23 protein-coding genes and 1 pseudogene are annotated in these 24,873 nt (G+C 72.1%); 22 read left to right on the forward strand and 2 right to left on the reverse strand.

The window, feature by feature from the left end:
* The first annotated feature begins 128 nt into the window (after window positions 1–128).
* The 8 genes and pseudogenes from aroC to nusB all read left to right on the forward strand — a co-directional run bounded on the left by aroC (window position 129) and on the right by nusB (window position 6,494).
* Complete coding sequence (gene aroC / locus ACZ6MA_RS18995; protein ID WP_469435023.1) at window positions 129–1,313, forward strand: chorismate synthase; 1,185 nt, start codon at window positions 129–131, stop codon at window positions 1,311–1,313.
* Entirely contained in the window at window positions 1,310–1,855 is a 546-nt protein-coding gene (locus tag ACZ6MA_RS19000) for a shikimate kinase (protein WP_469435025.1), read from the forward strand. Before aroC ends, ACZ6MA_RS19000 begins: the two co-directional genes overlap by 4 nt.
* Before the next feature lie 7 nt (window positions 1,856–1,862).
* The gene (gene aroB, locus ACZ6MA_RS19005; RefSeq protein ID WP_469435026.1) at window positions 1,863–2,954 is read left to right on the forward strand and encodes a 3-dehydroquinate synthase; all 1,092 of its coding nucleotides are present in this window, start codon (window positions 1,863–1,865) and stop codon (window positions 2,952–2,954) included.
* On the forward strand, window positions 2,951–3,424 hold the full coding sequence (aroQ, locus tag ACZ6MA_RS19010) for a type II 3-dehydroquinate dehydratase (RefSeq protein ID WP_469435028.1): 474 nt from the start codon (window positions 2,951–2,953) through the stop codon (window positions 3,422–3,424). Before aroB ends, aroQ begins: the two co-directional genes overlap by 4 nt.
* Before the next feature lie 133 nt (window positions 3,425–3,557).
* A pseudogene (locus tag ACZ6MA_RS19015) lies at window positions 3,558–4,247 on the forward strand (AAA family ATPase); the annotation flags it as partial.
* Between the two features lie 91 nt (window positions 4,248–4,338).
* Window positions 4,339–5,445, forward strand: coding sequence for an aminopeptidase P family protein (locus ACZ6MA_RS19020; RefSeq protein WP_469435030.1), 1,107 nt, complete (start codon window positions 4,339–4,341; stop codon window positions 5,443–5,445).
* 48 nt (window positions 5,446–5,493) lie between these two features.
* A complete protein-coding gene (gene efp / locus ACZ6MA_RS19025) occupies window positions 5,494–6,060 on the forward strand; it encodes an elongation factor P (RefSeq protein WP_130876862.1) in 567 nt (188 codons plus the stop codon).
* A 2-nt stretch (window positions 6,061–6,062) separates the two neighbouring features.
* The gene (gene nusB, locus ACZ6MA_RS19030; protein WP_130876861.1) at window positions 6,063–6,494 is read left to right on the forward strand and encodes a transcription antitermination factor NusB; all 432 of its coding nucleotides are present in this window, start codon (window positions 6,063–6,065) and stop codon (window positions 6,492–6,494) included.
* Between the two features lie 153 nt (window positions 6,495–6,647).
* Here the strand turns inward: nusB and bldD are convergent, their stop codons facing one another.
* Window positions 6,648–7,148 carry a transcriptional regulator BldD gene (gene bldD, locus ACZ6MA_RS19035; RefSeq protein ID WP_004948690.1) on the reverse strand — a complete coding sequence of 167 codons (501 nt, stop codon included), beginning with the start codon at window positions 7,146–7,148 and terminating at the stop codon, window positions 6,648–6,650.
* 221 nt (window positions 7,149–7,369) lie between these two features.
* On the opposite strand from bldD, the gene pyrR reads away from it, so the two are divergent.
* From pyrR to ACZ6MA_RS19105, 14 genes are all read left to right on the forward strand, one after another.
* Window positions 7,370–7,969 (forward strand): bifunctional pyr operon transcriptional regulator/uracil phosphoribosyltransferase PyrR, encoded by a 600-nt coding sequence (gene pyrR / locus ACZ6MA_RS19040; protein WP_469435031.1) that lies wholly within the window; start codon window positions 7,370–7,372, stop codon window positions 7,967–7,969.
* Window positions 7,970–8,087: 118 nt separating this feature from the next.
* Window positions 8,088–9,083: an aspartate carbamoyltransferase catalytic subunit gene (locus ACZ6MA_RS19045; RefSeq protein ID WP_469435033.1), complete on the forward strand. Its 996-nt coding sequence runs from the start codon at window positions 8,088–8,090 to the stop codon at window positions 9,081–9,083.
* Window positions 9,080–10,366, forward strand: coding sequence for a dihydroorotase (locus tag ACZ6MA_RS19050; protein WP_469435035.1), 1,287 nt, complete (start codon window positions 9,080–9,082; stop codon window positions 10,364–10,366). The genes ACZ6MA_RS19045 and ACZ6MA_RS19050 overlap by 4 nt, the downstream gene beginning before the upstream one ends.
* Window positions 10,363–10,953, forward strand: coding sequence for a PH-like domain-containing protein (locus tag ACZ6MA_RS19055; RefSeq protein ID WP_469435036.1), 591 nt, complete (start codon window positions 10,363–10,365; stop codon window positions 10,951–10,953). Before ACZ6MA_RS19050 ends, ACZ6MA_RS19055 begins: the two co-directional genes overlap by 4 nt.
* Window positions 10,950–12,104 (forward strand): glutamine-hydrolyzing carbamoyl-phosphate synthase small subunit, encoded by a 1,155-nt coding sequence (gene carA / locus ACZ6MA_RS19060; RefSeq protein WP_469435038.1) that lies wholly within the window; start codon window positions 10,950–10,952, stop codon window positions 12,102–12,104. Before ACZ6MA_RS19055 ends, carA begins: the two co-directional genes overlap by 4 nt.
* On the forward strand, window positions 12,097–15,405 hold the full coding sequence (gene carB, locus ACZ6MA_RS19065; RefSeq protein WP_469435040.1) for a carbamoyl-phosphate synthase large subunit: 3,309 nt from the start codon (window positions 12,097–12,099) through the stop codon (window positions 15,403–15,405). Before carA ends, carB begins: the two co-directional genes overlap by 8 nt.
* A gap of 86 nt (window positions 15,406–15,491) precedes the next feature.
* Window positions 15,492–16,622, forward strand: coding sequence for a quinone-dependent dihydroorotate dehydrogenase (locus ACZ6MA_RS19070; RefSeq protein WP_469435042.1), 1,131 nt, complete (start codon window positions 15,492–15,494; stop codon window positions 16,620–16,622).
* Complete coding sequence (gene pyrF / locus ACZ6MA_RS19075) at window positions 16,619–17,491, forward strand: orotidine-5'-phosphate decarboxylase (protein WP_469435044.1); 873 nt, start codon at window positions 16,619–16,621, stop codon at window positions 17,489–17,491. Before ACZ6MA_RS19070 ends, pyrF begins: the two co-directional genes overlap by 4 nt.
* A gap of 214 nt (window positions 17,492–17,705) precedes the next feature.
* Complete coding sequence (locus tag ACZ6MA_RS19080) at window positions 17,706–18,029, forward strand: integration host factor (protein ID WP_469435045.1); 324 nt, start codon at window positions 17,706–17,708, stop codon at window positions 18,027–18,029.
* Window positions 18,030–18,067: 38 nt separating this feature from the next.
* Entirely contained in the window at window positions 18,068–18,658 is a 591-nt protein-coding gene (gene gmk, locus ACZ6MA_RS19085) for a guanylate kinase (RefSeq protein ID WP_469435047.1), read from the forward strand.
* Between the two features lie 83 nt (window positions 18,659–18,741).
* Entirely contained in the window at window positions 18,742–19,014 is a 273-nt protein-coding gene (rpoZ, locus tag ACZ6MA_RS19090) for a DNA-directed RNA polymerase subunit omega (protein WP_004948662.1), read from the forward strand.
* Window positions 19,015–19,120: 106 nt separating this feature from the next.
* Window positions 19,121–20,329 carry a bifunctional phosphopantothenoylcysteine decarboxylase/phosphopantothenate--cysteine ligase CoaBC gene (coaBC, locus tag ACZ6MA_RS19095; protein WP_469435049.1) on the forward strand — a complete coding sequence of 403 codons (1,209 nt, stop codon included), beginning with the start codon at window positions 19,121–19,123 and terminating at the stop codon, window positions 20,327–20,329.
* Between the two features lie 165 nt (window positions 20,330–20,494).
* Entirely contained in the window at window positions 20,495–21,703 is a 1,209-nt protein-coding gene (gene metK / locus ACZ6MA_RS19100) for a methionine adenosyltransferase (protein WP_469435050.1), read from the forward strand.
* 149 nt (window positions 21,704–21,852) lie between these two features.
* Complete coding sequence (locus ACZ6MA_RS19105) at window positions 21,853–24,006, forward strand: primosomal protein N' (RefSeq protein WP_469435052.1); 2,154 nt, start codon at window positions 21,853–21,855, stop codon at window positions 24,004–24,006.
* 147 nt (window positions 24,007–24,153) lie between these two features.
* Here the strand turns inward: ACZ6MA_RS19105 and ACZ6MA_RS19110 are convergent, their stop codons facing one another.
* The gene (locus ACZ6MA_RS19110) at window positions 24,154–24,660 is read right to left on the reverse strand and encodes a hypothetical protein (protein ID WP_469435054.1); all 507 of its coding nucleotides are present in this window, start codon (window positions 24,658–24,660) and stop codon (window positions 24,154–24,156) included.
* Between the last annotated feature and the right edge of the window lie 213 nt (window positions 24,661–24,873).

Genomic DNA, 24,873 nt, shown 5'->3' on the forward strand with positions numbered 1-24,873 from the left:
TCCACAAGCCGGACCGGCTGCCGGACAAGGGTCCGGGTCGTGGGAGGATCTGAGGTGGCGGGCCCGGGCGCGCAGGCGCTCCGGACACGCCGCCGCATGATCTTCAGGCGCGAGCACAAGGAGTCCCGTTGAGCAGGTTGCGCTGGCTGACGGCCGGGGAGTCGCACGGCCCCGCACTCGTGGCGACGCTGGAGGGCCTTCCCGCCGGCGTGCCGATCACCACGGACATGGTGGCGGACCACCTGGCCCGGCGGCGCCTCGGCTATGGGCGCGGCGCGCGCATGAAGTTCGAGCGCGACGAGATCACCTTCCTCGGCGGTGTCCGCCACGGTCTGTCCATGGGTTCCCCGGTCGCGGTCATGGTGGGCAACACCGAGTGGCCCAAGTGGGAGAAGGTCATGGCGGCCGACCCCGTCGACGCCGACGAGCTGGCGGACCTGGCGCGCAACGCCCCGCTGACCCGCCCCCGCCCCGGCCACGCCGACCTCGCGGGGATGCAGAAGTACGGTGTGGCCGACGCCCGCCCGATCCTGGAGCGCGCCTCCGCCCGGGAGACCGCCGCCCGTGTCGCGCTCGGCGCCGTCGCCCGTTCCTTCCTCAAGGAGACGGCCGGCATCGAGATCGTCTCGCACGTGGTGGAGCTGGCGGCGGCCAAGGCCCCGTACGGCGTCTACCCCAAGCCCTCCGACGTCGAGCAGCTCGACGCCGACCCGGTGCGCTGCCTGGACGCCGAGGCGTCGAAGGCGATGGTCGCCGAGATCGACCAGGCCCACAAGGACGGTGACACCCTCGGCGGTGTCGTCGAGGTCCTCGCCTACGGCGTGCCGGTCGGCCTCGGTTCGCACGTGCACTGGGACCGCCGGCTGGACGCCCGCCTGGCCGCCGCCCTGATGGGCATTCAGGCCATCAAGGGCGTCGAGGTCGGGGACGGCTTCGACCTGGCCCGGGTGCCCGGCTCCAAGGCCCACGACGAGATCGTCGCCACCGAGGACGGCATCCGCCGCACCTCCGGCCGCTCCGGCGGCACCGAGGGCGGTCTGACCACCGGTGAGCTGCTGCGCGTCCGGGCGGCGATGAAGCCCATCGCGACCGTCCCGCGCGCGCTGGCCACCGTCGACGTCGTCACCGGTGAGGCGGCGCAGGCGCACCACCAGCGCTCCGACGTCTGCGCCGTCCCCGCCGCCGGCATCGTCGCCGAGGCCATGGTGGCTCTCGTCCTGGCGGACGCGGTCGTCGAGAAGTTCGGCGGCGACAGCGTCACCGAGACCCGTCGTAACGTCCGCGGCTACCTCGACAACCTGGCCATCAAGTGACCTCGTCCGGCACCCCCGTGGTCGTCCTGGTGGGCCCGCCCGGCGCGGGCAAGTCCACCACCGGTGCCCTGCTCGCCGAGCGGCTGGGCACCGGCTACCGGGACACCGACGCCGACATCGAGCGGACCGCCGGCAAGCCCATCCCGGAGATCTTCATCGACGAGGGCGAGCCGCACTTCCGCGAGCTGGAGCGGCGGGCCGTGGCCGCCGCCGTGGCCGAGCACCCCGGAGTGCTCTCCCTCGGCGGCGGCGCCGTCATGGACGCCTCCACCCGTGCCCTGCTCACGGGCCTGCCCGTGGTCTTCCTCGATGTCGAGCTGGCCGACGCCGTCCACCGGGTGGGCCTGGACGCCTCGCGGCCGCTGCTCGCCGTCAACCCCCGCAAGCGGTGGCGCGAGCTGATGGAAGCGCGCCGCCCGCTCTACACCGAGGTCGCCCGCGCCGTCGTCGGCACCGGCGGCCGTACCCCGGCCCAGGTGGCCGACGCCGTGCTGGAGGCCCTCCAGCTGCCCCGGGCCCACACACCGGACACCCCGCAGTGAGGAACGCATGACCGACGCCCCTACCCGTATCCAGGTCGCCGGCAGCGCGGGCACCGCGCCGTACGAGGTCCTGGTCGGCAGCCAGCTGCTGGGTGAACTGCCCGGCCTGATCGGCACCGCCGCCCAGCGGGTGGCCGTGCTGCACCCCGAGGCGCTCGCCGAGACCGGCGAGGTGCTCCGCGCCGACCTGGCCGCACAGGGCTACGAGGCCATCGCCATCCAGCTCCCGAACGCCGAGGAGGCCAAGACCGTCGAGGTCGCGGCCTACTGCTGGAAGGCGCTCGGGCAGACCAACTTCACCCGCACCGACGTCATCGTCGGCGTCGGCGGCGGTGCCACCACCGATGTGGCGGGCTTCGTCGCGGCCACCTGGCTGCGCGGGGTGCGCTGGATCGCCGTGCCCACCACCGTGCTGGGCATGGTCGACGCCGCCGTCGGCGGCAAGACCGGCATCAACACCGCCGAGGGCAAGAACCTCGTCGGTGCCTTCCACCCCCCGGCCGGGGTCCTGTGCGACCTCGCCGCGCTGGAGTCGCTGCCCGTCCACGACTACGTCAGCGGCCTCGCCGAGATCATCAAGGCGGGCTTCATCGCCGACCCGGCGATCCTGGACCTCATCGAGGCCGATCCCGAGGCCGCCCGCACACCGCGGGGCCCGCACACCTCGGAGCTTATCGAGCGCGCGATCAAGGTCAAGGCCGGCGTCGTCTCCTCGGACCTGAAGGAATCGGGCCTGCGGGAGATCCTCAATTACGGGCACACCCTCGCCCACGCGATCGAGAAGAACGAGCGCTACAACTGGCGGCACGGCGCGGCCGTCGCCGTCGGCATGGTCTTCGCCGCCGAACTCGGCCGGATCGCCGGCCGGCTGGACGACGCGACAGCCGACCGGCACCGCGCCATCCTCGAGTCCGTGGGCCTGCCCGTCACCTACCGTGGTGACCAGTGGCCCAAGCTGGTGGAGAACATGAAGGTCGACAAGAAGTCCCGCGGCGACCGGCTGCGCTTCATCGTCCTGGACGGCCTGGCGAAGCCGACGGTCCTGGAGGCACCGGACCCGGCGATGCTGCTGGCGGCCCACGCGGAGATCGCCGCGTGAGCGGCGCGGAAGCGACCGCGCACGAGGGGGCACGGCGCCGGGTGCTGGTCCTCAACGGGCCGAACCTCGGCCGGCTGGGCTCCCGCGAACCCGACGTCTACGGCTCGACCTCCTACAAGGGCCTGGCCGAGGCGTGCACCCGGCTCGGCGCGGAACTCGGCTTCGACGTCGAGGTCCGGGAGACCAACGACGAGGGCGAGCTGGTCCGCTGGCTGCACGAGGCGGCGGACGGCTCGGTCCCCGTCGTCATCAACCCCGGGGCCTTCACGCACTATTCGTACGCGATGCGGGACGCGGCGGCGCAGCGCACCGCGCCGCTGATCGAGGTGCACATCTCCAACCCGTACGCGCGCGAGGAGTTCCGCCACACCTCCGTGATCGCGGCGGTGGCCAGCGGGACGGTGGCCGGCTTCGGCATCGGCTCGTACCGCTTGGCCCTGCGGGCTCTGGCGGAGGAACTCGGCGGCTGACGGGGCCGTTCCCCCTGCGGGGGCCGGAGAGTTTACTCTTTCCCCGGTCCCGCCCCCTCCCGACCCCGGTCCTCAAGCGCCGGGGTCCGGGGCGGAGCCCCGGTTACGGGGAGGGGCGGGACCGGGGAAGAACACACCCCCCCCGCCAGCCCCCCCCCCGCACGAGACGGAGTGCCACCGGATGCAGTACCCCGTGGGGCCGCCAACGCACCCCCCGATGCCGGCAGTGCCGCCGCCCGCGCCCGGTCAGGACGCCGTGGCGCAGTCCGCCGCCGTCGCCGTGCTGCTCATCGGACCGGCGGGCGCGGGCAAGACCACCGTCGCCCGGCACTGGGCCGACACCCGCCGGGTGCCCACGGCCCACATCAGCCTCGACGACGTCCGTGAATGGGTGCGCTCCGGCTTCGCGGACCCGCAATCGGGGTGGAACGACCACTCCGAGGCGCAGTACCGGCTCGCCCGCCGCACCTGCGGCTTCGCGGCCCGTAACTTCCTGGCCAACGGCATCTCCTGCATCCTCGACGACGCGGTCTTCCCCGACCGGCCCGTGGTGGGCCTCGGCGGCTGGAAGCGGCACGTCGGCCCCGGTCTGCTGCCCGTCGTGCTGCTGCCGGGCCTGGAGGTCGTCCTGGAGCGCAACGCCGCCCGCAGCGGCAACCGCCGGCTCAGCGACGAGGAGGTCGCCCGGATCCACGGCCGCATGGCCGGCTGGTACGGCTCCGGGCTGCCCATCATCGACAACTCCCAGCAGGACGTCACCACCACCGCCCGCCTCCTCGACGACGTGATCGCCCGCTCCCTGGCCGGCTCGCCCGGCCGGTAGACCGCCGGCGGTCGTCGCCGCGTGTCCGGCCGACCCTCGGTCGGACGCGCTGGAACGGCCGCTCCGGCCGTCCGGCCGTACGCTCGGAAACATGTCCGAGGTCTACGCGGCACGGCGCACGCGGCTGCGCGAGCGGTGCGAGGCGGCCGGCAGCGAGGCCGCCCTCGTCTCCGGTGCCGCCAACGTGCGCTATCTGGCCGGTGGTGCGCCCCCGGGCGCCGCGCTGCTCGTCGGCCCGGCCCAGGACGTGCTGCTGTGCGCCGACGATCCGTACGCGGACACCGCGGCCGGCCGGCCCGCCGAGGACCTGCGGATCGTGGTGCTGCCGACGCCGGAGGGCGATCCGGCCGTCGCGGGCGCCGAGCGCGCCGTGGCGGCCGGTGTGGGCTCCCTCGCGGTCGAGGAGCACCATCTGACGGTGGCCCGGCACCGCGCGTTGCGGTCCGTCGCGCCCGGACTGCGGCTGGCGGACCTCGGTACGGCCGTGGAGCAGCAGCGGACGGTCAAGGACGACGAGGAGATCTCCACCCTGCGCATCGCCGCCGAGATCGCCGACCACGCCCTGGGCGAACTGCTCGAGTCGATCCTCGTCGGGCGCACCGAGCGGCACCTCGCGCTGGAACTGGAGCGCAGGCTGATCGACCACGGGGCGCGGGGCCCCGCCTTCCCGACGTCGGTCGGCACCGGGCCGCATTCCGGTCTGGTCGGTCATCCGCCGACCGACCGCCGGGTGGAGGAAGGTGATTTCCTCAGTGTCTGCCTGGGGGCCGACTACCGCGGTTACCGCAGCGAGGTGGCCCGGACCTTTGTGATCGGCACCTCGCCGGCGGACTGGCAGATCGAGCTGTACGAGCAGGTGTTCGCAGCCCAGCGGGCCGGCCGGGAGGCGCTCGCGCCGGGCGCCGCGTACCGCGAAGTGGACCGCGCGGCACGGCTCGTACTGGAGGGCGCGGGGCACGGCGAGCGGCTCGGACCGCGCATCGGCCACGGGGTGGGACTCGAAATCGGCGAGGACCCTCGGCTGGCGCCCTCGGCCATGGGTAAACTGGACGCTTGCGTGCCGGTCACCGTAGATCCGGGGGTTCACCTCCCGGGGCGGGGCGGCGTCCGGATCGATGACACGCTCGTCGTCCGCCCTGAGGCGGACGGCGGACCCGAGCTACTCACCATCACGACCAAGGAGCTGCTCGCGCTCTAGCGCGGCTCTCCTGGTTCCATCAGCTTCAGTCCAGGAGATTCCGCAACCGTGGCTTCCACGAACGACCTCAAGAACGGCATGGTGCTCAAGCTCGACGGGGGCCAGCTCTGGTCCGTCGTCGAGTTCCAGCACGTCAAGCCCGGCAAGGGCCCCGCCTTCGTCCGTACCAAGCTCAAGAACGTGCTGTCGGGCAAGGTCGTCGACAAGACCTTCAACGCCGGCGTCAAGGTCGAGACGGCCACCGTCGACAAGCGCGGCATGCAGTTCTCGTACATGGACGGCGAGTACTTCGTGTTCATGGACATGGACACGTACGACCAGCTGCACGTCGACCGCAAGGCCGTCGGTGACGCCGCCAACTTCCTGCTCGAGGGCTTCGAGGCCGTCGTCGCCAAGCACGGCGACGAGGTCCTCTACGTCGAGCTGCCGGCCGCGGTCGAGCTCGTCATCGAGCACACCGACCCGGGCGTCCAGGGCGACCGCTCCACCGGCGGCACCAAGCCCGCCAAGCTGGAGACCGGCTACGAGATCCAGGTCCCGCTCTTCATCACCACGGGTGAGAAGATCAAGGTCGACACTCGCACCGGTGATTACCTCGGTCGGGTGAACAGCTAACCGTGGCCGCCCGTAGCAAGGCCCGTAAGCGCGCCTTCCAGATCCTCTTCGAGGCCGATCAGCGCGGTTCCTCCGTGCAGAACGTGCTCGCGGACTGGGTCCGGCACTCGCGGTCCGACGACCGGCAGCCGCCGGTCAACGAGTACACGATGCAGCTGGTCGAGGGATACGCGCAGCACGTGTCCCGGATCGACGAGCTGATCGCCACCTACGCGGTGGACTGGGACCTGGACCGGATGCCGGTCGCCGACCGGAACATCGTGCGCCTCGGCGCGTACGAGCTGATCTGGGAGGACGAGACCCCGGACGCGGTGGCGATCGACGAGGCGGTGCAGCTCGCCAAGGAGTTCTCCACCGACGACTCGCCCGCCTTCGTCAACGGTCTGCTCGGCCGTTTCAAGGAACTCAAGCCGGGGCTGCGGCGCGCGGAATAGCCGCCGTACCCGCACACACCCGCACAGCGCGAAAAAACCGCCGGGGGCGGTGCGAACCCGAAAGGGTTCCACCGCCCCCGGCGGTACGTTTCTGCTCGGATTTCCGCGGATTGTGCCGCGAACCGTTCAGAAGAAGGCGACCGACGTCAGACGTCAGGCGTCTTCGTGCTGGACGGCACGGCGCGCGTCGGCGTCGAGCACACCCCAGCTGATCAGCTGCTCGGTCAGCACCGAGGGCGACTGGTCATAGATCACCGCGAGGGTGCGCAGGTCGTCCTGGCGGATCGACAGCACCTTGCCGTTGTAATCACCGCGCTGGCTCTGGATGGTCGCGGCGTAGCGCTGGAGGGGGCCCGCCTTCTCGGCCGGCACATGGGCCAGCCGCTCCAGGTCCAGCACGAGCTTCGGCGGCGGCTCGGCGGCCCCGCCGGGCGTGGTGCCCGGCAGCAGCTCCTGCACCGGCACGCCGTAGAAATCGGCCAGCTCGGCCAGGCGCTGCACGGTCACGGCACGGTCGCCGCGCTCGTACGAACCCACTACCACGGCCTTCCAGCGGCCCTGGGACTTCTCCTCGACGCCATGGAGGGAGAGGCCCTGCTGGGTGCGGATGGCGCGGAGCTTGGCCCCGAGCTGTTTGGCGTATTCGCTGGACATAAAGCTCCCCGGACGCTGTATCAACGTGCGGCTCTGCCGCGTGGCTGGTTACTCACTGTGAGGTTACGCAGCGTAATCTGGCTTCGTCAAGCCGAATGGTCCACACCCCACTCCACGTGGGGCGGTGGCGAGGTGGCGGCGCGAGGCTGGTACCGTGAAACACGTTAATCCGACGTCCTTTAATGTCCGTCCCGTGAGGCGGAGAAGGAGGTCCGTTTCGTATGGACGCAAACCGTGACGTGAAACCGGCGGCGAACCCGGCCGGCTCCGCGCGTCCGGTGCTCGAAGCACCGGACATCGCCCGGGTTCTGACCCGGATCGCCCACGAGATCGTCGAGCGCGCCAAGGGCGCTGACGACGTGGTGCTCCTCGGCATCCCCACGCGTGGCGTCTTCCTCGCCCGCCGACTGGCCGCCAAGCTCGAAGAGATCACCGGCGGCAAGATGCCCGTCGGCTCCCTCGACATCACCATGTACCGCGACGATCTCCGGCTCCGCCCGGCCCGCGCGCTCGCCCGCACCGAGATCCCCGGTGACGGGATCGACGGCCGGCTCGTGATCCTCGTCGACGACGTGCTCTTCTCCGGCCGCACCATCCGCGCCGCGCTCGACGCGCTCGGTGACATCGGCCGCCCGCGCGCGGTACAGCTCGCGGTCCTCGTCGACCGCGGCCACCGCGAACTCCCGATCCGCGCCGACTACGTCGGCAAGAACCTCCCCACGTCGCTGCGGGAGACGGTCAAGGTGCAGCTCACCGAGGAGGACGGCCGCGACAGCGTGCTCCTCGGCCTCGGCGAGCCCGCCACGGCCGACGAGCGGTAGCGCCGGGCTCACCGCCCGGGCCCCGGCATCCCCCCACCAGGCCCGGACCCGTGCCGCCGCATGCCCGCCGGCCGCTCGCCCAGGCACCCCCATACCTCCTCGACCACGGAGAAACCGGATGAAGCGCCACCTCATCTCGGCCGCCGACCTCACGCGCGACGACGCCGTCCTGATCCTCGACACCGCCGAGGAGATGGCGCGGGTCGCCGACCGGCCGATCAAGAAACTGCCGACCCTGCGCGGCCGTACCGTCGTCAACCTCTTCTTCGAGGACTCGACACGGACCCGCATCTCCTTCGAGGCCGCCGCCAAGCGGCTCTCCGCCGACGTCATCAACTTCTCCGCCAAGGGATCCTCGGTCTCCAAGGGCGAGTCGCTCAAGGACACCGCCCTGACCCTGGAGGCGATGGGCGCGGACGCCGTCGTCATCCGCCACCACGCCTCCGGCGCCCCCTACCGGCTGGCCAACTCCGGGTGGATCGACGGGGCCGTCGTCAACGCCGGCGACGGCACCCACGAGCACCCCACCCAGGCACTGCTGGACGCCTTCACCATGCGCCGCCGCCTGGTCGGCCGCGACGCCGGACTGGGCGCCGACCTGGCCGGCCGCCGGATCACGGTCGTCGGCGACATCCTGCACAGCCGGGTGGCCCGCTCCAACGTCCACCTCCTGCACACCCTCGGCGCCCAGGTCACCCTGGTCGCCCCGCCCACCCTGGTGCCCATCGGCGTCGAGCGGTGGCCCTGCGAGGTCTCCTACGACCTCGACGCGGTGCTGCCCAAGTCCGACGCCGTGATGATGCTGCGCGTCCAGCGCGAGCGCATGAACGCCGCCTTCTTCCCCACCGAGCGCGAGTACGCCCGCCGGTACGGGCTCAACGGCGACCGGATGGCCCGGATGCCCGAACACGCCGTCGTCATGCACCCCGGCCCCATGAACCGGGGTATGGAGATCACCGCCGAGGTCGCCGACTCCGACCGCTGTACCGCGGTCGAACAGGTCGCCAACGGCGTCAGCATCCGGATGGCCGTCCTTTACCTGCTGCTCGGCGGCGCCGAACCCGCCGTTTCCCCCGCCGCCACCGCCCGCACCGAGGAGAACAACCAGTCATGAGCAAGATCCTGATCCGCGGTGCGAAGGTCCTCGGCGGCGAGCCGCAGGATGTCCTGATCGACGGCGAGACCATCGCGGCGGTCGGCACCGGGCTCGACGCCGCCGACGCCACCGTGATCGACGCCGACGGCAAGATCCTTCTGCCGGGCCTCGTCGACCTCCACACCCATCTGCGCGAGCCCGGCCGCGAGGACTCCGAGACCGTCCTCACCGGCACCCGCGCCGCGGCCACCGGCGGCTTCACGGCCGTCTTCGCCATGGCCAACACCTTCCCCGTCGCCGACACCGCGGGCGTCGTCGAGCAGGTCTGGCGGCTCGGCAAGGAGTCCGGCTACTGCGACGTGCAGCCCATCGGCGCCGTCACCGTCGGCCTGGAGGGCAAGAAGCTCGCCGAGCTGGGCGCCATGCACGAGTCGGCCGCCGGGGTGCGGGTCTTCTCCGACGACGGCAAGTGCGTGGACGACGCGGTGATCATGCGCCGCGCCCTGGAGTACGTGAAGGCCTTCGACGGCGTCGTGGCCCAGCACGCCCAGGAGCCCCGGCTGACCGAGGGCGCCCAGATGAACGAGGGCGTCGTCTCCGCCGAGCTGGGACTCGGCGGCTGGCCGGCCGTCGCCGAGGAGTCGATCATCGCCCGTGATGTGCTGCTCGCCGAGCACGTCGGCTCCCGGGTGCACATCTGCCACCTCTCCACCGCCGGCTCGGTCGAGATCGTCCGCTGGGCCAAGTCCCGCGGCATCGACGTGACCGCCGAGGTCACCCCGCACCACCTGCTCCTCACCGACGAGCTGGTGCGCTCGTACAACCCGGTCTACAAGGTCAACCCGCCGCTGCGCACCGAGGCCGACGTCATGGCTCTGCGCGCGGCGCTGGCCGACGGCACGATCGACATCGTCGCCACCGACCACGCCCCGCACCCGCACGAGGACAAGGACTGCGAGTGGGGCGCGGCGGCCATGGGCATGGTGGGGCTGGAGACCGCCCTGTCCGTCGTCCAGCACACGATGGTCGACACCGGTCTCCTGGACTGGGCGGCCGTCGCCGACCGGATGTCCGTCCGCCCGGCCGCCATCGGCCGCCTCGAAGGACACGGACGGCCGATCGCCGTGGGGGAGCCCGCCAACCTCACCCTGCTCGATTCCGCTTACCGTGGTGTCGTGGACCCCGCGGGCTTCGCCTCCCGCAGCCGCAACACCCCTTACGAGGGCCGCGAGCTGCCGGGTCGCGTCACCCACACCTTCCTGCGGGGCCGGGCGACGGTCGTGGACGGGAAACTCGCGTGACATCTGCACTGATCAATCTGGCGGCCGAACAGAAGTCGGCGGACGTCACCGACTGGGCCGCGCGCGTCGGCTGGGTCGTCGGGCTGCTGCTCTTCGTCGCGCTCGTCTACTGGCTGATGCGCGAGGGCTGGAAGTGGCGGGCCACGCTCCAGGGCGACCTGCCCGAGCTGCCCACCGCCCCCGCCGAGCCGGGCACCCCCGCGCTGACGATGACCGGCCGCTACCACGGCTCCACCACCGCCGGGCAGTGGCTCGACCGCGTGGTCGCCCACGGCCTCGGTACCCGCAGCCGCGTCGAACTCACCCTGACGGACCAGGGCCTCGACGTCGTCCGCCCCGGGGCGCGGGACTTCTTCGTCCCCGCGGACCGGCTGCGCGGCGCCCGGCTGGACAAGGGCATCGCCGGCAAGGTCCTCGCCGAGGGCGGCCTGCTGGTGATCACCTGGGAGCACGGCGGCCGGCAGCTGGACTCCGGCTTCCGCTCCGACCGGGCCGCCGAGCACGCCGCCTGGGTCGAGGCGATCACCTCGAACCCGGCACCGGTACCAACACCGCACAACGAGAACCAGACGGAAGGCGCACGATGACGACCTCCACCCGGGGAACCTCTTTCCGCGAGAAGGAGCTGCCCGCCGTACTCGTCCTGGAGGACGGCCGTACCTTCCGCGGCCGCGCCTACGGGGCCGTGGGGGTGACCTTCGGTGAGGCGGTCTTCAACACCGGCATGTCCGGCTACCAGGAGACCCTGACCGACCCCTCCTACCACCGCCAGGTGGTCGTCATGACCGCCCCGCACGTCGGCAACACCGGCGTCAACGACGAGGACCCCGAGTCCGGCCGCATCTGGGTCGCCGGTTACGTGGTGCGCGACCCCGCCCGGGTCTCCTCCAACTGGCGCGCACGCCGCTCCCTCGACGAGGAACTCGTCGCCCAGGGCGTCGTCGGCATCAGCGGCATCGACACCCGCGCCCTCACCCGCCACCTCCGCGAGAGCGGCGCCATGCGGGTCGGCATCTTCTCCGGCGACAGCCTGCCCGACGAGGCCACGATGCTCGCCGAGGTGCGCCGGGCCCCGGAGATGCAGGGCGCCGACCTCGCCGCCGAGGTCGCCACCAAGGAGGCGTACGTCGTCCCCGCGATCGGTGCGAAGAAGTTCACCGTCGCCGCGATCGACCTCGGCATCAAGGGCATGACCCCGCACCGGATGGCCGAGCGCGGCATCGAGGTGCACGTCCTGCCCGCCACCGCCACCGCCGAGGACGTCTACGCCCTCGACCCCGACGGGGTGTTCTTCTCCAACGGCCCGGGCGACCCGGCCACCGCCGACCACCCGGTCTCCGTGATGCGGACCGTCCTGGAGCGCAAGACGCCGCTCTTCGGCATCTGCTTCGGCAACCAGATCCTCGGCCGCGCGCTGGGCTTCGGCACCTACAAGCTCAAGTACGGCCACCGCGGCATCAACCAGCCCGTGCAGGACCGCACGACCGGCAAGGTCGAGGTCACCGCGCACAACCACGGGTTCGCCGTCGACGCCCCGCTCGACGCCCCGACCGACACCCCCTACGGGCGCGTCGAGGTCTCCCACGTCTGTCTCAACGACGACGTGGTCGAGGGGCTCCAGCTGCTCGACCAGCCCGCGTTCAGCGTTCAGTACCACCCCGAGGCGGCGGCCGGTCCGCACGACGCCGCTTACCTGTTCGACCGCTTCGTGAAGCTCATGGAGGGCCAGCGTGCCTAAGCGCACCGATATCCAGTCCGTCCTGGTCATCGGCTCCGGCCCGATCGTCATCGGCCAGGCAGCGGAGTTCGACTACTCCGGCACCCAGGCCTGCCGGGTGCTGAAGGCCGAGGGCCTGCGGGTCATCCTCGTCAACTCCAACCCGGCCACGATCATGACCGACCCGGAGATCGCCGACGCCACCTACGTCGAGCCGATCACCCCGGAGTTCGTGGAGAAGATCATCGCCAAGGAGCGCCCCGACGCGCTCCTGCCCACCCTCGGCGGCCAGACCGCGCTCAACACCGCGATCTCCATGCATGAGAACGGCGTACTGGAGAAGTACGGCGTCGAACTCATCGGCGCCAATGTCGAGGCGATCCACAAGGGCGAGGACCGCGACCTGTTCAAGGGCGTCGTCGAAGCCGTCCGCGCCAAGATCGGCCACGGCGAGTCCGCCCGCTCGGTCATCTGCCACACCATGGACGAGGTCATCGCGGGCGTCGACACGCTCGGCGGCTACCCCGTCGTCGTCCGCCCCTCCTTCACCATGGGCGGCGCCGGCTCCGGCTTCGCCCACGACGAGGACGAGCTGCGCCGCATCGCCGGCCAGGGCCTCACGCTCTCCCCGACCACCGAGGTCCTCCTGGAGGAGTCCATCCTCGGCTGGAAGGAATACGAGCTGGAGCTGATGCGCGACAAGAACGACAACGTCGTGGTCGTCTGCTCCATCGAGAACTTCGACCCGATGGGCGTGCACACCGGCGACTCGATCACCGTCGCCCCGGCGATGACGCTGACCGACCGCGAGTACCAGCGGCTGCGCGACATCGGCATCGCGATCATCCGCGAGGTCGGCGTCGACACCGGCGGCTGCAACATCCAGTTCGCCGTCAACCCCGACGACGGCCGGATCATCGTCATCGAGATGAACCCGCGCGTCTCGCGGTCCTCGGCGCTGGCCTCCAAGGCCACCGGCTTCCCGATCGCGAAGATCGCCGCCCGGCTCGCCGTCGGCTACACCCTCGACGAGATCCCGAACGACATCACCGAGAAGACCCCGGCGTCCTTCGAGCCCACGCTCGACTACGTCGTGGTCAAGGTGCCGCGCTTCGCCTTCGAGAAGTTCCCGGCCGCCGACGCCACGCTGACCACCACCATGAAGTCGGTCGGCGAGGCCATGGCCATCGGCCGTAACTTCACCGAGGCCCTGCAGAAGGCGCTGCGCTCGCTGGAGAAGAAGGGCTCGCAGTTCGACTTCGTCTCCGCGCCCGGTGCGAAGTCCGAGCTGCTCGCGAAGGCCGTCGTGCCGACCGACGGCCGGATCAACACCGTCATGGACGCCATCCGCGCCGGCGCGAGCCCGCGGGAGGTCTTCGACGCCACGAAGATCGACCCGTGGTTCGTCGACCAGCTCTTCCTGATCCACGAGATCGCCGAGGACCTCGCCGCGGCCGAGAAGCTGGAGCCGGGCATCCTCGCCCACGCCAAGCGGCACGGCTTCTCCGACGCCCAGATCGCCGCGATCCGGGGCCTGCGCGAGGACGTCGTCCGCGAGGTCCGGCACGCGCTCGGCGTCCGCCCGGTCTACAAGACGGTCGACACCTGCGCCGCCGAGTTCGCCGCGAAGACCCCGTACTTCTACTCCTCCTACGACGAGGAGTCCGAGGTCGCGCCGCGCGAGAAGCCCGCCGTGATCATCCTCGGCTCGGGTCCGAACCGCATCGGCCAGGGCATCGAGTTCGACTACTCCTGTGTCCACGCCTCCTTCGCGCTCAGCGACGCCGGCTACGAGACCGTGATGGTCAACTGCAACCCCGAGACCGTCTCCACCGACTACGACACCTCCGACCGGCTCTACTTCGAGCCGCTCACCCTGGAGGACGTCCTGGAGATCGTCCACGCCGAGACCCTCGCCGGTCCCGTCGCGGGCGTCATCGTCCAGCTCGGCGGCCAGACCCCGCTCGGCCTCGCCCAGGCCCTCAAGGACAACGGCGTGCCCATCGTCGGCACCTCGCCCGAGGCCATCGACCTCGCCGAGGAGCGCGGTGCCTTCGGCCGGGTGCTGACCGAGGCCGGGCTGCCCGCGCCGAAGTACGGCACCGCCTTCTCCTTCGAGGAGGCCAAGGGCATCGCCGCCGAGATCGGCTACCCCGTGATGGTCCGCCCGTCCTACGTGCTCGGCGGCCGCGGCATGGAGATCGTCTACGACGAGCCCTCGCTGGGCGAGTACCTCACCCGCCACGCCGGGCTGATCTCCGAGCACCCGGTCCTCATCGACCGCTTCCTCGACGACGCCATCGAGATCGACGTCGACGCGCTCTACGACGGCCACGAGCTCTACCTCGGCGGCGTCATGGAGCACATCGAGGAGGCCGGCATCCACTCCGGCGACTCCGCCTGCGCGCTGCCCCCGATCACCCTCGGCGGCCACGACATCAAGCGGCTGCGGGCCTCCACCGAGGCCATCGCCAAGGGCGTCGGCGTGCGCGGTCTGATCAACATCCAGTTCGCCATGGCCGGTGACATCCTCTACGTGCTGGAGGCCAACCCGCGCGCCTCCCGCACCGTGCCCTTCACCTCCAAGGCGACCGCCGTGCCGCTCGCCAAAGCCGCCGCCCGCATCTCGCTCGGCGCGACCGTCGCCGAGCTGCGCGCGGAGGGCATGCTGCCCAAGGAGGGTGACGGCGGCACCCTGCCGCTCGACGCGCCGATCTCCGTCAAGGAGGCCGTGCTGCCGTGGAGCCGCTTCCGCGACGCCTCCGGCCGCGGCGTGGACACCGTCCTCGGCCCGGAGATGCGCTCCACCGGTGAGGTCATGGGCATCGACACGGTCTTCGGCACGGCGTACGCCAAGTCGCAGGCCGGCGCCTACGGGGCGCTGCCCACCAAGGGCCGCGCGTTCGTCTCCGTCGCCAACCGCGACAAGCGCTCGATGATCTTCCCGGCCCGGGAGCTGGTCGCCCACGGCTTCGAGCTGCTCGCCACCTCCGGCACCGCCGAGGTGCTCAAGCGCAACGGCATCAACGCCACCGTCGTGCGCAAGCAGAGCGAGGGCGAGGGGCCCAACGGCGAGAAGACGATCGTCCAGCTCATCCACGACGGCCAGGTCGACCTGATCGTCAACACCCCGTACGGCACCGGCGGCCGTCTCGACGGCTACGAGATCCGCACCGCCGCGGTCGCCCGCGCGGTGCCGTGCCTGACGACGGTCCAGGCCCTCGCGGCCGCCGTCCAGGGCATCGAGGCGCTGACCCGCGGTGACGTGGGAGTGCGCTCGCTGCAGGAGCACGCGGAGACCCTGACCGCGGCCCGGCAGTAGCCCTCCCCCCGCCCACCCGCCCCGCGAAGGGGCGGGTGGGCGGCCCCGACGGATGTCCCGCTCGCCCAACGAAGGTCTGGCCCTCCATGTACTCCCTCCTGTTCCGACTGCTCTTCCAGCGCATGGACCCCGAGCGAGCCCACCACCTCGCCTTCGGCTGGATCCGCCGCGTCGCGGGCATCCCCGTGCTGCGCACCTTCGTCGCGGCGGTCCTCGCGCCCCGCCACAAGGCGCTGCGCACCGAGGCGTTCGGCCTGCGCATGCACGGTCCCTTCGGCCTCGCCGCCGGCTTCGACAAGAACGCCGCCGCCATCGACGGCATGACGATGCTCGGCTTCGACCACGTCGAGATCGGCACCGTCACCGCGCGGCCGCAGCCCGGCAACCCCAAGAAGCGGCTCTTCCGCCTCGTCGCGGACCGCGCGCTCGTCAACCGCATGGGCTTCAACAACGACGGTTCGGCCGCCGTGGCCGAACGCCTGGCGGCCCGCGCGGCGGCCCTCGGCCACAAGCCCGGCCGCACCACCGTCGGCGTCAACATCGGTAAGACCAAGGCCGTGCCCGAGGAGGAGGCCGTCGCCGACTACGTCACCTCCACCGAGCGCCTCGCCGCCCACGCCGACTACCTGGTCGTCAACGTCTCCTCCCCGAACACCCCGGGGCTGCGGAACCTCCAGGCCACCGAGGCGCTGCGGCCGCTGCTGACCGCCGTGCGCGAGGCCGCCGACCGCACGGTCACCACCCGGCGCGTGCCGCTGCTGGTGAAGATCGCCCCCGACCTCGCCGACGAGGACGTCGACGCCGTCGCCGACCTCGCCGTCGAGCTGGGCCTGGACGGCATCATCGCCACCAACACCACCATCGCCCGCGACGGGCTCGGCCTGAAGACCCCGAAGCGCACCGTCGAGGCCATCGGGGCCGGCGGACTGTCCGGCGCCCCCCTCAAGGCCCGCTCGCTGGAGGTCCTGAGCCGCCTGTACGCCCGCGTGGGGGACCGGATCACCCTCGTGGGCGTCGGGGGCATCGAGACCGCCGACGACGCCTGGGAGCGCATCCTGGCGGGCGCCACCCTCGTCCAGGGCTACAGCGCCTTCATCTACGAGGGCCCCTTCTGGTGCCGGAAGATCCACCGGGGCCTGGCCGAGAAGCTCGCCGCCAGCCCCTACGCCACCCTCGCCGAGGCCGTCGGCGCCGAGACCCGGAAGGCAGCCGCATGACCTCCCCGACCCCGCCGGTGCCCTTCGGCGCCCGGCTGCGCCAGGCCATGGACGAGCGCGGCCCGCTGTGCGTCGGCATCGACCCGCACGCCGCCCTGCTCGCCGACTGGGGGCTGTCCGACGACATCGCCGGCCTGGAGCGCTTCACCCGCACCGTCGTCGAGGCCCTGGCCGACCGCGTCGCCGTCCTCAAGCCCCAGTCCGCCTTCTTCGAGCGCTTCGGCTCGCGCGGCATCGCCGTCCTGGAGCGGGCCGTCGCCGACTCCCGGGAGGCCGGCGCGCTGGTCCTGATGGACGCCAAGCGCGGCGACATCGGCTCGACCATGGCCGCCTACGCCGCGACCTACCTCGACCCGTCCTCGCCGCTCTTCTCGGACGCCGTCACCGTCAGCCCCTACCTGGGATACGGCTCGCTGCGCCCCGCCCTGGACCTGGCCCGCGAGAGCGGCACCGGAGTCTTCGTCCTCGCGCTCACCTCGAACCCGGAGGGCGCCGAGGTCCAGCACGCGGTGCGTGCCGGGGGCGCGAGCGTCGCGGCGACGATGCTGGAGCACGTGAAGGCCGAAAACGCCGGTGCCACGCCCATGGGCTCGTACGGTGCGGTGGTCGGCGCGACGCTGGGCGACACGCTCGGCGCGGCCGGCGTGGGCCTCGCGATCAACGGCCCGCTGCTCGCCCCGGGCATCGGCGCGCAGGGCGCCACCCCCGCCGACCTGCCCCGGGTCTTCGGCTCGGCCGTCCGCGACGTCGTCCCGAACGTCAGCCGCGGGGTGCTGCGGCACGGTCCCGACGTGACGGCGCTGCGTGCGAGTGCCGCACGGTTCGCCGGGGAGGTACGGGACGCGGTGGACACGGCAGGGGCGCGTTAACGCCAAATTTGTTGGTCCGTATGTCCGGAAAAGTCCTGGTCGAGAGAGTCTGACCAGGACTTTTCGTCTGTTCTCGCTGACTGGAGGGGGATCGGCCGCTAGTCTCCGACGAGAGCGAACGAGCAAGCGCGTTGTTCGTTGCTCCGCAGGTGTGGGCCGACTAGGTTCCTCACCGGTCCTTATCCGACAGTTCGACATCCGAGGTGACGTAGGCGTGGCTCTTCCGCCCCTTACCCCTGAACAGCGCGCAGCCGCGCTCGAGAAGGCCGCCGCGGCTCGCCGGGAGCGCGCCGAGGTCAAGAATCGACTCAAGCACTCCGGCGCCTCGCTGCATGACGTGATCCAGCAGGGTCAGGTGAACGAGGTCATCGGCAAGATGAAGGTCAGCGCTCTCCTGGAGAGCCTTCCCGGTGTGGGCAAGGTCCGCGCCAAGCAGATCATGGAGCGGCTCGGCATTTCCGAGAGCCGCCGTGTGCGGGGGCTCGGCACGAATCAGATCGCCTCTCTTGAGCGTGAGTTCGGCGGCAAAGCCGCCTGACGTTCTCAGGCACTCCCGGGAACCGGGATAATCGCTGCATGAGTACTGCAGTCTCCCGGGGGACGTCCCCCGTCCCCCCGGCCGGACAACCGCGGCTGACCGTGCTCTCCGGCCCCTCCGGGGTCGGTAAGAGCACGGTCGTCGCCCATATGCGCAAGGCCCACCCCGAGGTATGGCTCTCGGTCTCCGCCACCACCCGCAAGCCGCGGCCCGGTGAGCGGGACGGCGTCCATTACTTCTTCGTCGACGACGGGGAGTTCGACAAGCTCGTCGCCAACGGCGAACTGCTGGAGTGGGCCGAGTTCGCGGGCAACCGCTACGGCACGCCCCGGCAGGCGGTGCTCGACCGCCTGGAGGCGGGCGAGCCCGTCCTGCTGGAGATCGACCTCCAGGGCGCGCGGCTGGTCCGCACGTCGATGCCGGAGGCTCAGCTGGTCTTCCTCGCCCCGCCGAGCTGGGACGAGCTGGTCCGCCGGCTCACCGGCCGCGGCACCGAGTCGCCCGAGGTCATCGAGCGTCGGCTGGGCGCCGCGAAGGTCGAGCTGGCGGCCGAGGCCGAGTTCGATGTGACGCTGGTCAACACCTCCGTCGAGGACGTCGCGCGTGAGCTGCTAGCCTTGCTGCGTTGAGCTGGGGTTGGCTCAAGAGAATTGTGCCGACCCGAGCCCGCACGGCTTTACCTCCTTCTCCACCCCCCTTCGGAAGGCAGAGAGTGTCCTCTTCCATCACCGCGCCCGAGGGCATCATCAACCCGCCGATTGATGAGCTGCTCGAGGCAACCGACTCGAAGTACAGCCTGGTGATCTACGCCGCCAAGCGTGCGCGCCAGATCAACGCGTACTACTCGCAGCTCGGCGAGGGCCTGCTGGAGTACGTCGGCCCGCTGGTGGACACCCACGTCCACGAGAAGCCGCTCTCCATCGCGCTCCGCGAGATCAACGCGGGCCTGCTGACCTCCGAGGCCATCGAGGCCCCGGCTCAGTAAGCGTTCGGTTTTCACCACCACAGGCCCGGCAGCGCAGCTGCCGGGCCTGTGGTGTGTCATAGACCGTAACGACCACACGTACGACTGCGCGGGGAGAAGCGAAGCGATGGACAAGCCCAAGGTCGTCCTGGGGGTCAGCGGCGGGATCGCCGCCTACAAGGCGTGCGAGCTGCTGCGCCGGCTCACCGAGTCGGGCCACGACGTCCGGGTCGTACCGACCGCGTCGGCGCTGCACTTCGTGGGGGAGGCCACCTGGTCCGCCCTGTCCGGCCACCCGGCGGGCACCGAGGTGTGGGAGAGCGTCCACGAGGTGCCGCACGTGCGGATCGGGCAGGAGGCCCAGCTCGTCGTCGTGGCGCCCGCCACCGCCGACATGCTCGCCAAGGCCGCCCACGGCCTCGCCGACGACCTGCTGACCAACACCCTGCTCACCGCGCGCTGCCCGGTCGTCTTCGCCCCGGCGATGCACACCGAGATGTGGGAGAACCCGGCCACCCAGGAGAACGTCGCCACCCTGCGCCGCCGGGGCGCGGTCGTCATCGAGCCGGCCGTCGGCCGGCTGACCGGCGTCGACACCGGCAAGGGCCGGCTGCCGGAGCCGGGCGAGATCTTCGAGGTGTGCCGCCGGGTGCTGGCGCGTGGTGCCGGGCGGCCCGTGGCGGACCTGGTCGGCCGCCACGTGGTGATCAGCGCGGGCGGCACCCGCGAGCCGCTCGACCCGGTCCGCTTCCTCGGCAACCGCTCCTCGGGCAAGCAGGGGTACGCCCTGGCCCGCACGGCCGTCGCCCGGGGGGCCCGGGTGACGCTCGTCGCCGCCAACAGCGAGCTGCCGGACCCGGCCGGCGCGGACGTCGTCCGGGTCGGCACGGCGGTGCAGATGCGCGAGGCCGTCCTGGCGGCCGCGGCGGACGCCGACGCCGTGGTGATGGCGGCCGCGGTGGCCGATTTCCGGCCCGCGCGGTACGCCGAGGGCAAAATCAAGAAGCGTGACGGCCTGGAACCGGAGCCGGTCGCGCTCGTCCGCAACCCCGACATCCTCGCCGAGGTCTCGGCGGACCGGGCCCGCCCGGGACAGGTCGTCGTCGGCTTCGCGGCCGAGACCGACGAAGTGTTGGCCAACGGTCGGGCCAAGCTCGCCCGAAAGGGCTGTGACCTGCTGGTTGTCAATGAGGTGGGGGAGCGCAAGACGTTCGGTTCCGAGGAGAACGAGGCCGTGGTGCTCGGGGCGGACGGCAGCGAGACCGTGGTCCCCCACGGGCCCAAGGACGACCTCGCCGAGACGGTCTGGGACCTGGTGGCACCGCGGCTCTCCTGAGTTCCCCGGGGCCGGGTGTCGCAGGTCACGCCGGTCGTGATGCGCGACGGGATGCCCCAACCACGAGAACGCCGGATAAACTGACCTCCGGATCCGCGTCGAGCGCAGCTCTCGGCCGGGTCCATAAATGATCAGCCAGCAGCCGCTGCAACCCCAGGGAGCGATGTGTCCCGCCGCCTGTTCACCTCGGAGTCCGTGACCGAGGGTCACCCCGACAAGATCGCTGACCAGATCAGTGACACCATTCTCGACGCGCTCCTGAAGGAGGACCCGACGTCCCGGGTCGCCGTCGAGACCTTGATCACCACGGGCCTCGTGCACGTGGCCGGCGAGGTGACGACGAAGGCCTACGCGCCGATCGCCACGCTGGTGCGCAACAAGATCCTCGAGATCGGTTACGACTCGTCCAAGAAGGGCTTCGACGGCGCCTCCTGCGGCGTCTCGGTCTCCATCGGCGCGCAGTCGCCGGACATCGCACAGGGTGTCGACACCGCGTACGAGCAGCGCGTCGAGGGCGACGAGGACGAGCTCGACAAGCAGGGCGCCGGCGACCAGGGCCTGATGTTCGGCTACGCCTGCGACGAGACCCCCGAGCTGATGCCGCTGCCGATCCACCTGGCGCACCGGCTCTCCCGCCGGCTGTCGGAGGTCCGCAAGAACGGGACCATCCCCTACCTGCGCCCCGACGGCAAGACCCAGGTCACCATCGAGTACGACGGCAACAAGGCCGTGCGTCTGGACACCGTGGTCGTCTCCTCGCAGCACGCGTCCGACATCGACCTGGACTCGCTGCTCGCTCCCGACATCCGCGAGTTCGTCGTCGAGCACGTCCTCAAGGAGCTGATCGAGGACGGCATCAAGCTCGACACCGAGGGCTACCGCCTCCTGGTCAACCCGACCGGCCGCTTCGAGATCGGCGGCCCGATGGGCGACGCCGGCCTGACCGGCCGCAAGATCATCATCGACACCTACGGCGGCATGGCCCGCCACGGTGGCGGTGCCTTCTCCGGCAAGGACCCGTCCAAGGTCGACCGCTCGGCCGCCTACGCGATGCGCTGGGTCGCGAAGAACGTGGTCGCCGCCGGTCTCGCCACGCGCTGCGAGGTGCAGGTCGCGTACGCGATCGGCAAGGCCGAGCCGGTGGGTCTGTTCGTCGAGACCTTCGGGACCGCCACGGTCGAGGTCGAGAAGATCGAGACCGCGATCGCCGAGGTCTTCGATCTGCGTCCGGCCGCGATCATCCGCGACCTGGACCTGCTGCGTCCGATCTACGCGCAGACCGCCGCGTACGGTCACTTCGGCCGTGAGCTGCCCGACTTCACGTGGGAGCGCACGGACCGGGTGGACGCCCTGAAGAAGGCCGCCGGCCTGTAGTACCCCCTGGCACGGCACGGCCCCGGACCGACGCGTCGGTCCGGGGCCGTCGTGCTGCCCGGGGGCCGCACCGCCGGCGCGCCGATGCGCCGGGCGGGTACCTCGGCGGCAGGCCGCCCCTGTCAGTGGCGTCTGCTAAGACTGAGGCTGTGAGCAGCGAGAACGGGCGCCCCGGGGAGAGCGCGGGGGAGCAGGCGGAGCAGCTCGCGTTCATGCGCGAGACCGTACGCAAGGCCAAGGTGCCGCGAGCCAAGCCGCGCACCTGGCGGGGGGCCGAGCTGGCCAAGGAGCTGCCCGTCGCACGGGTGCTGGTCGACAAGGGCCCGGTCCATCTCGACCGGCTCTGGGACTACGCCGTGCCCGCCGAGCTGGACGCCGACGCCCGGCCCGGCACCCGGGTGCGGGTGCGGTTCGGGGCCGGTACGTCGAACGTACGGGAGGGGCGTCGCGAGGGCGGGGGCCTGCTCGACGGCTACATCGTCGAGCGGATAGCCGAGTCCGACTACCGCGGGCCCCTGGCGGCCATCGCCCAGGTCCTGTCACCCGAGCCGGTGCTCACCCCCGCGCTCTTCGAACTCTGCCGGTCGGTAGCCGACCGCTACGCCGGGTCCCTCGCGGACGTCCTGCAGCTGGCGGTGCCGCCGCGGCACGCCCGGATCGAGGCGGAGCCGTCGCCCGAGCCCGTCCCCCCGCCGTCGGCGCCGGAGCCCGGCTCCTGGGACCGGTATCCGACCGGACCCGCCTATCTCGACGCCGTCGCCCGTGGTGACGCCCCGCGCGCGGTGTGGACCGCGCTGCCCGGCCCGCACTGGGCACAGGAGCTGGCGCGGGCGGCGACGGCGGCGCTGTCGGCGGGCCGCGGTGCGTTGATCGTCGTGCCGGACGGCCGTGCGGCCGGCCGGGTCGACGCCGAGCTGACCGCTCTGCTCGGCGCGGGGCGCCATGTTCTGCTGACCGCCGAGGTCGGGCCGGAGGAGCGGTACCGCCGCTGGCTGGCGGTCAGCCGGGGGTCCGTACGGGCCGTGGTGGGGACCCGGGCCGCGATGTTCGCCCCGGTGCGCGACCTCGGACTCGTGGCCATCTGGGACGACGGGGACTCCAGCCACAGCGAGCAGCACGCCCCGCACCCGCACGCCCGCGAGGTGCTGGTCTCGAGAGCGGTCAACGAGAAGGCGGCGTTCCTCCTCGGCGGCTTCGGCTGCACGGTGGAGGCGGCCCAGCTGGCCGCCACCGGCTGGGCGTTGCCGCTGGCCGCGAACCGGGAGCGGGTACGGGCCACGGCCCCCCGGGTCCGTACGGTGAGCGACGGGGACATCGCGCGGGACGAGGCCGCGCGCGCGGCCCGGCTGCCTTCGCTCGCCTGGCAGGCCGCGCGCGAGGGGCTCAAGCACGGCCCGGTGCTCGTCCAGGTGCCGCGACGCGGGTACGTACCGAGGCTGGCCTGCGAGCGGTGCCGGGAGCCCGCGCGCTGCGCGCACTGCTCCGGGCCCTTGGAGGCCCGGGGTGACGACGGGCGGCTGCACTGCGGCTGGTGCGGGGAGGAGACACTCGGCTGGCACTGCGCGGAGTGCGGCGGCACGAGAATGCGTGCGCAGGTCGTGGGGGCGCGGCGGACGGCGGAGGAGCTGGGGCGGGCGTTTCCCTCCGTGCCCGTGCGCACCTCGGGGCGGGACCATGTGCTGGACGTGGTACCGGGCGAGCCTGCCCTGATCATCTCCACTCCGGGTGCCGAGCCCGTGGCCGAGGGCGGCTATGCCGCCGCGCTCCTGCTCGACGGCTGGGCCTTGCTGGGCTTTCCCGATCTGCGGGCCGGTGAGGAGGCGCTGCGGCGCTGGCTCGGCGCGGCGGCGCTGGTGCGGGGCCAGGAAGCGGGAGGCACCGTCGTCATCGTGGCGGAGCCGACGCTCCGGCCGGTCCAGGCACTGGTCCGGTGGGATCCCGCCGGGCACGCCGTGCGGGAGCTGGCCGACCGCAAGGAACTGGGCTTTCCGCCGGTGTCCCGGATGGCCGCGGTGTCCGGCCCTCCGGGGGACGTGGCGGAGCTGATCGCCGCCGCGGAACTGCCGGACGGCGCGGAGGTGCTCGGCCCCGTCCCGCTGCCGATGACCGTCCCGGGCCGCCCGCGCCGCACGGGTGCCCCGCCGCCCGGGGAGCACTGGGAGCGGGCGCTGGTGCGGGTGTCCCCGGGCCGGGGGGCGGCGCTCGCCGCCGCGCTCAAGACGGCTCAGGCCACCCGGCTGGCGCGAGCGCGCCGGAAGGACGAGCCGGTGTGGCTGCGCATCGACCCGCCGGACATCGGTTAGCCGGGCCCCGGCAAGCTCGCCAAGCTCGGCACGCTCGCCGCGCTCGGCAAGGCGGCCTCCCCGACAGGGGCGAGGGCGGCAGCGAAGGCGCGTGCCGCCCTCGGACGCGGTGCCGCGTCGGGGTGAGCCGGGGTGGTGGGCCGGCCGTCAGCCGTTGCGCGGGCCCGGGAAGGCCGGCGGGCGGGGCTCGTCGCGGTGCGGCACGGGCGGCTGGCCCGGCATGGAGCGGGCGGCGGGGACGATCGGCACGGACTGCGGCTCGGCGGTGCGCACCGCCTCGGCACCTTCGGCGGAGACCTGGCCGCTGCTGCGGCGGGCGCCGTAACGGCGGTGCACCGCCTGCTTGGTGACGCCGAGCGCCGAACCCACCGCGTCCCACGAGAAGCCCAGCGAGCGGTCGAAGTCCACCGCCGCCGTCACCAGCGTCTCGACGCTGTCGCGCAGTTCCTGCGCCAGCCGGACGGTCGGGGCGGGTGCGCGGCCGTAGACGACGAAGCCCGCGGAGGGGCCGGTGCGGCGGGGGCGGTAGACATTGCCCAGCTGGGCGGTGAGGGTACGCAGCGCGTCCACCTGTCGGCGGACCCGCTCGATGTCCCGCACCAGAAGATGCAGGCTGGCCCGTGCCTGGGCGTCGTGGGTTGCGTGGTCGGCCATGAACAAGCCTCTCGGACCGGCGGTGGAAAGGACGGAGAAAGCGGAACAAACGGAAAAGGCGTGAGCGGACCGAGAACGGGAGCGGGCCGCGACAGCGGCCCGTTTTCGGTCAATCTCTCTTGACCACAACGCGCCACAGCCCGCCGGGTCACGGTATGGGGGCGCACGTCCGATGAAATGGGGCGCGCGACGGCCCCATACGCCCCTCGGTTC

Source organism: Streptomyces sp. NPDC042259 (genome assembly GCF_055582085.1).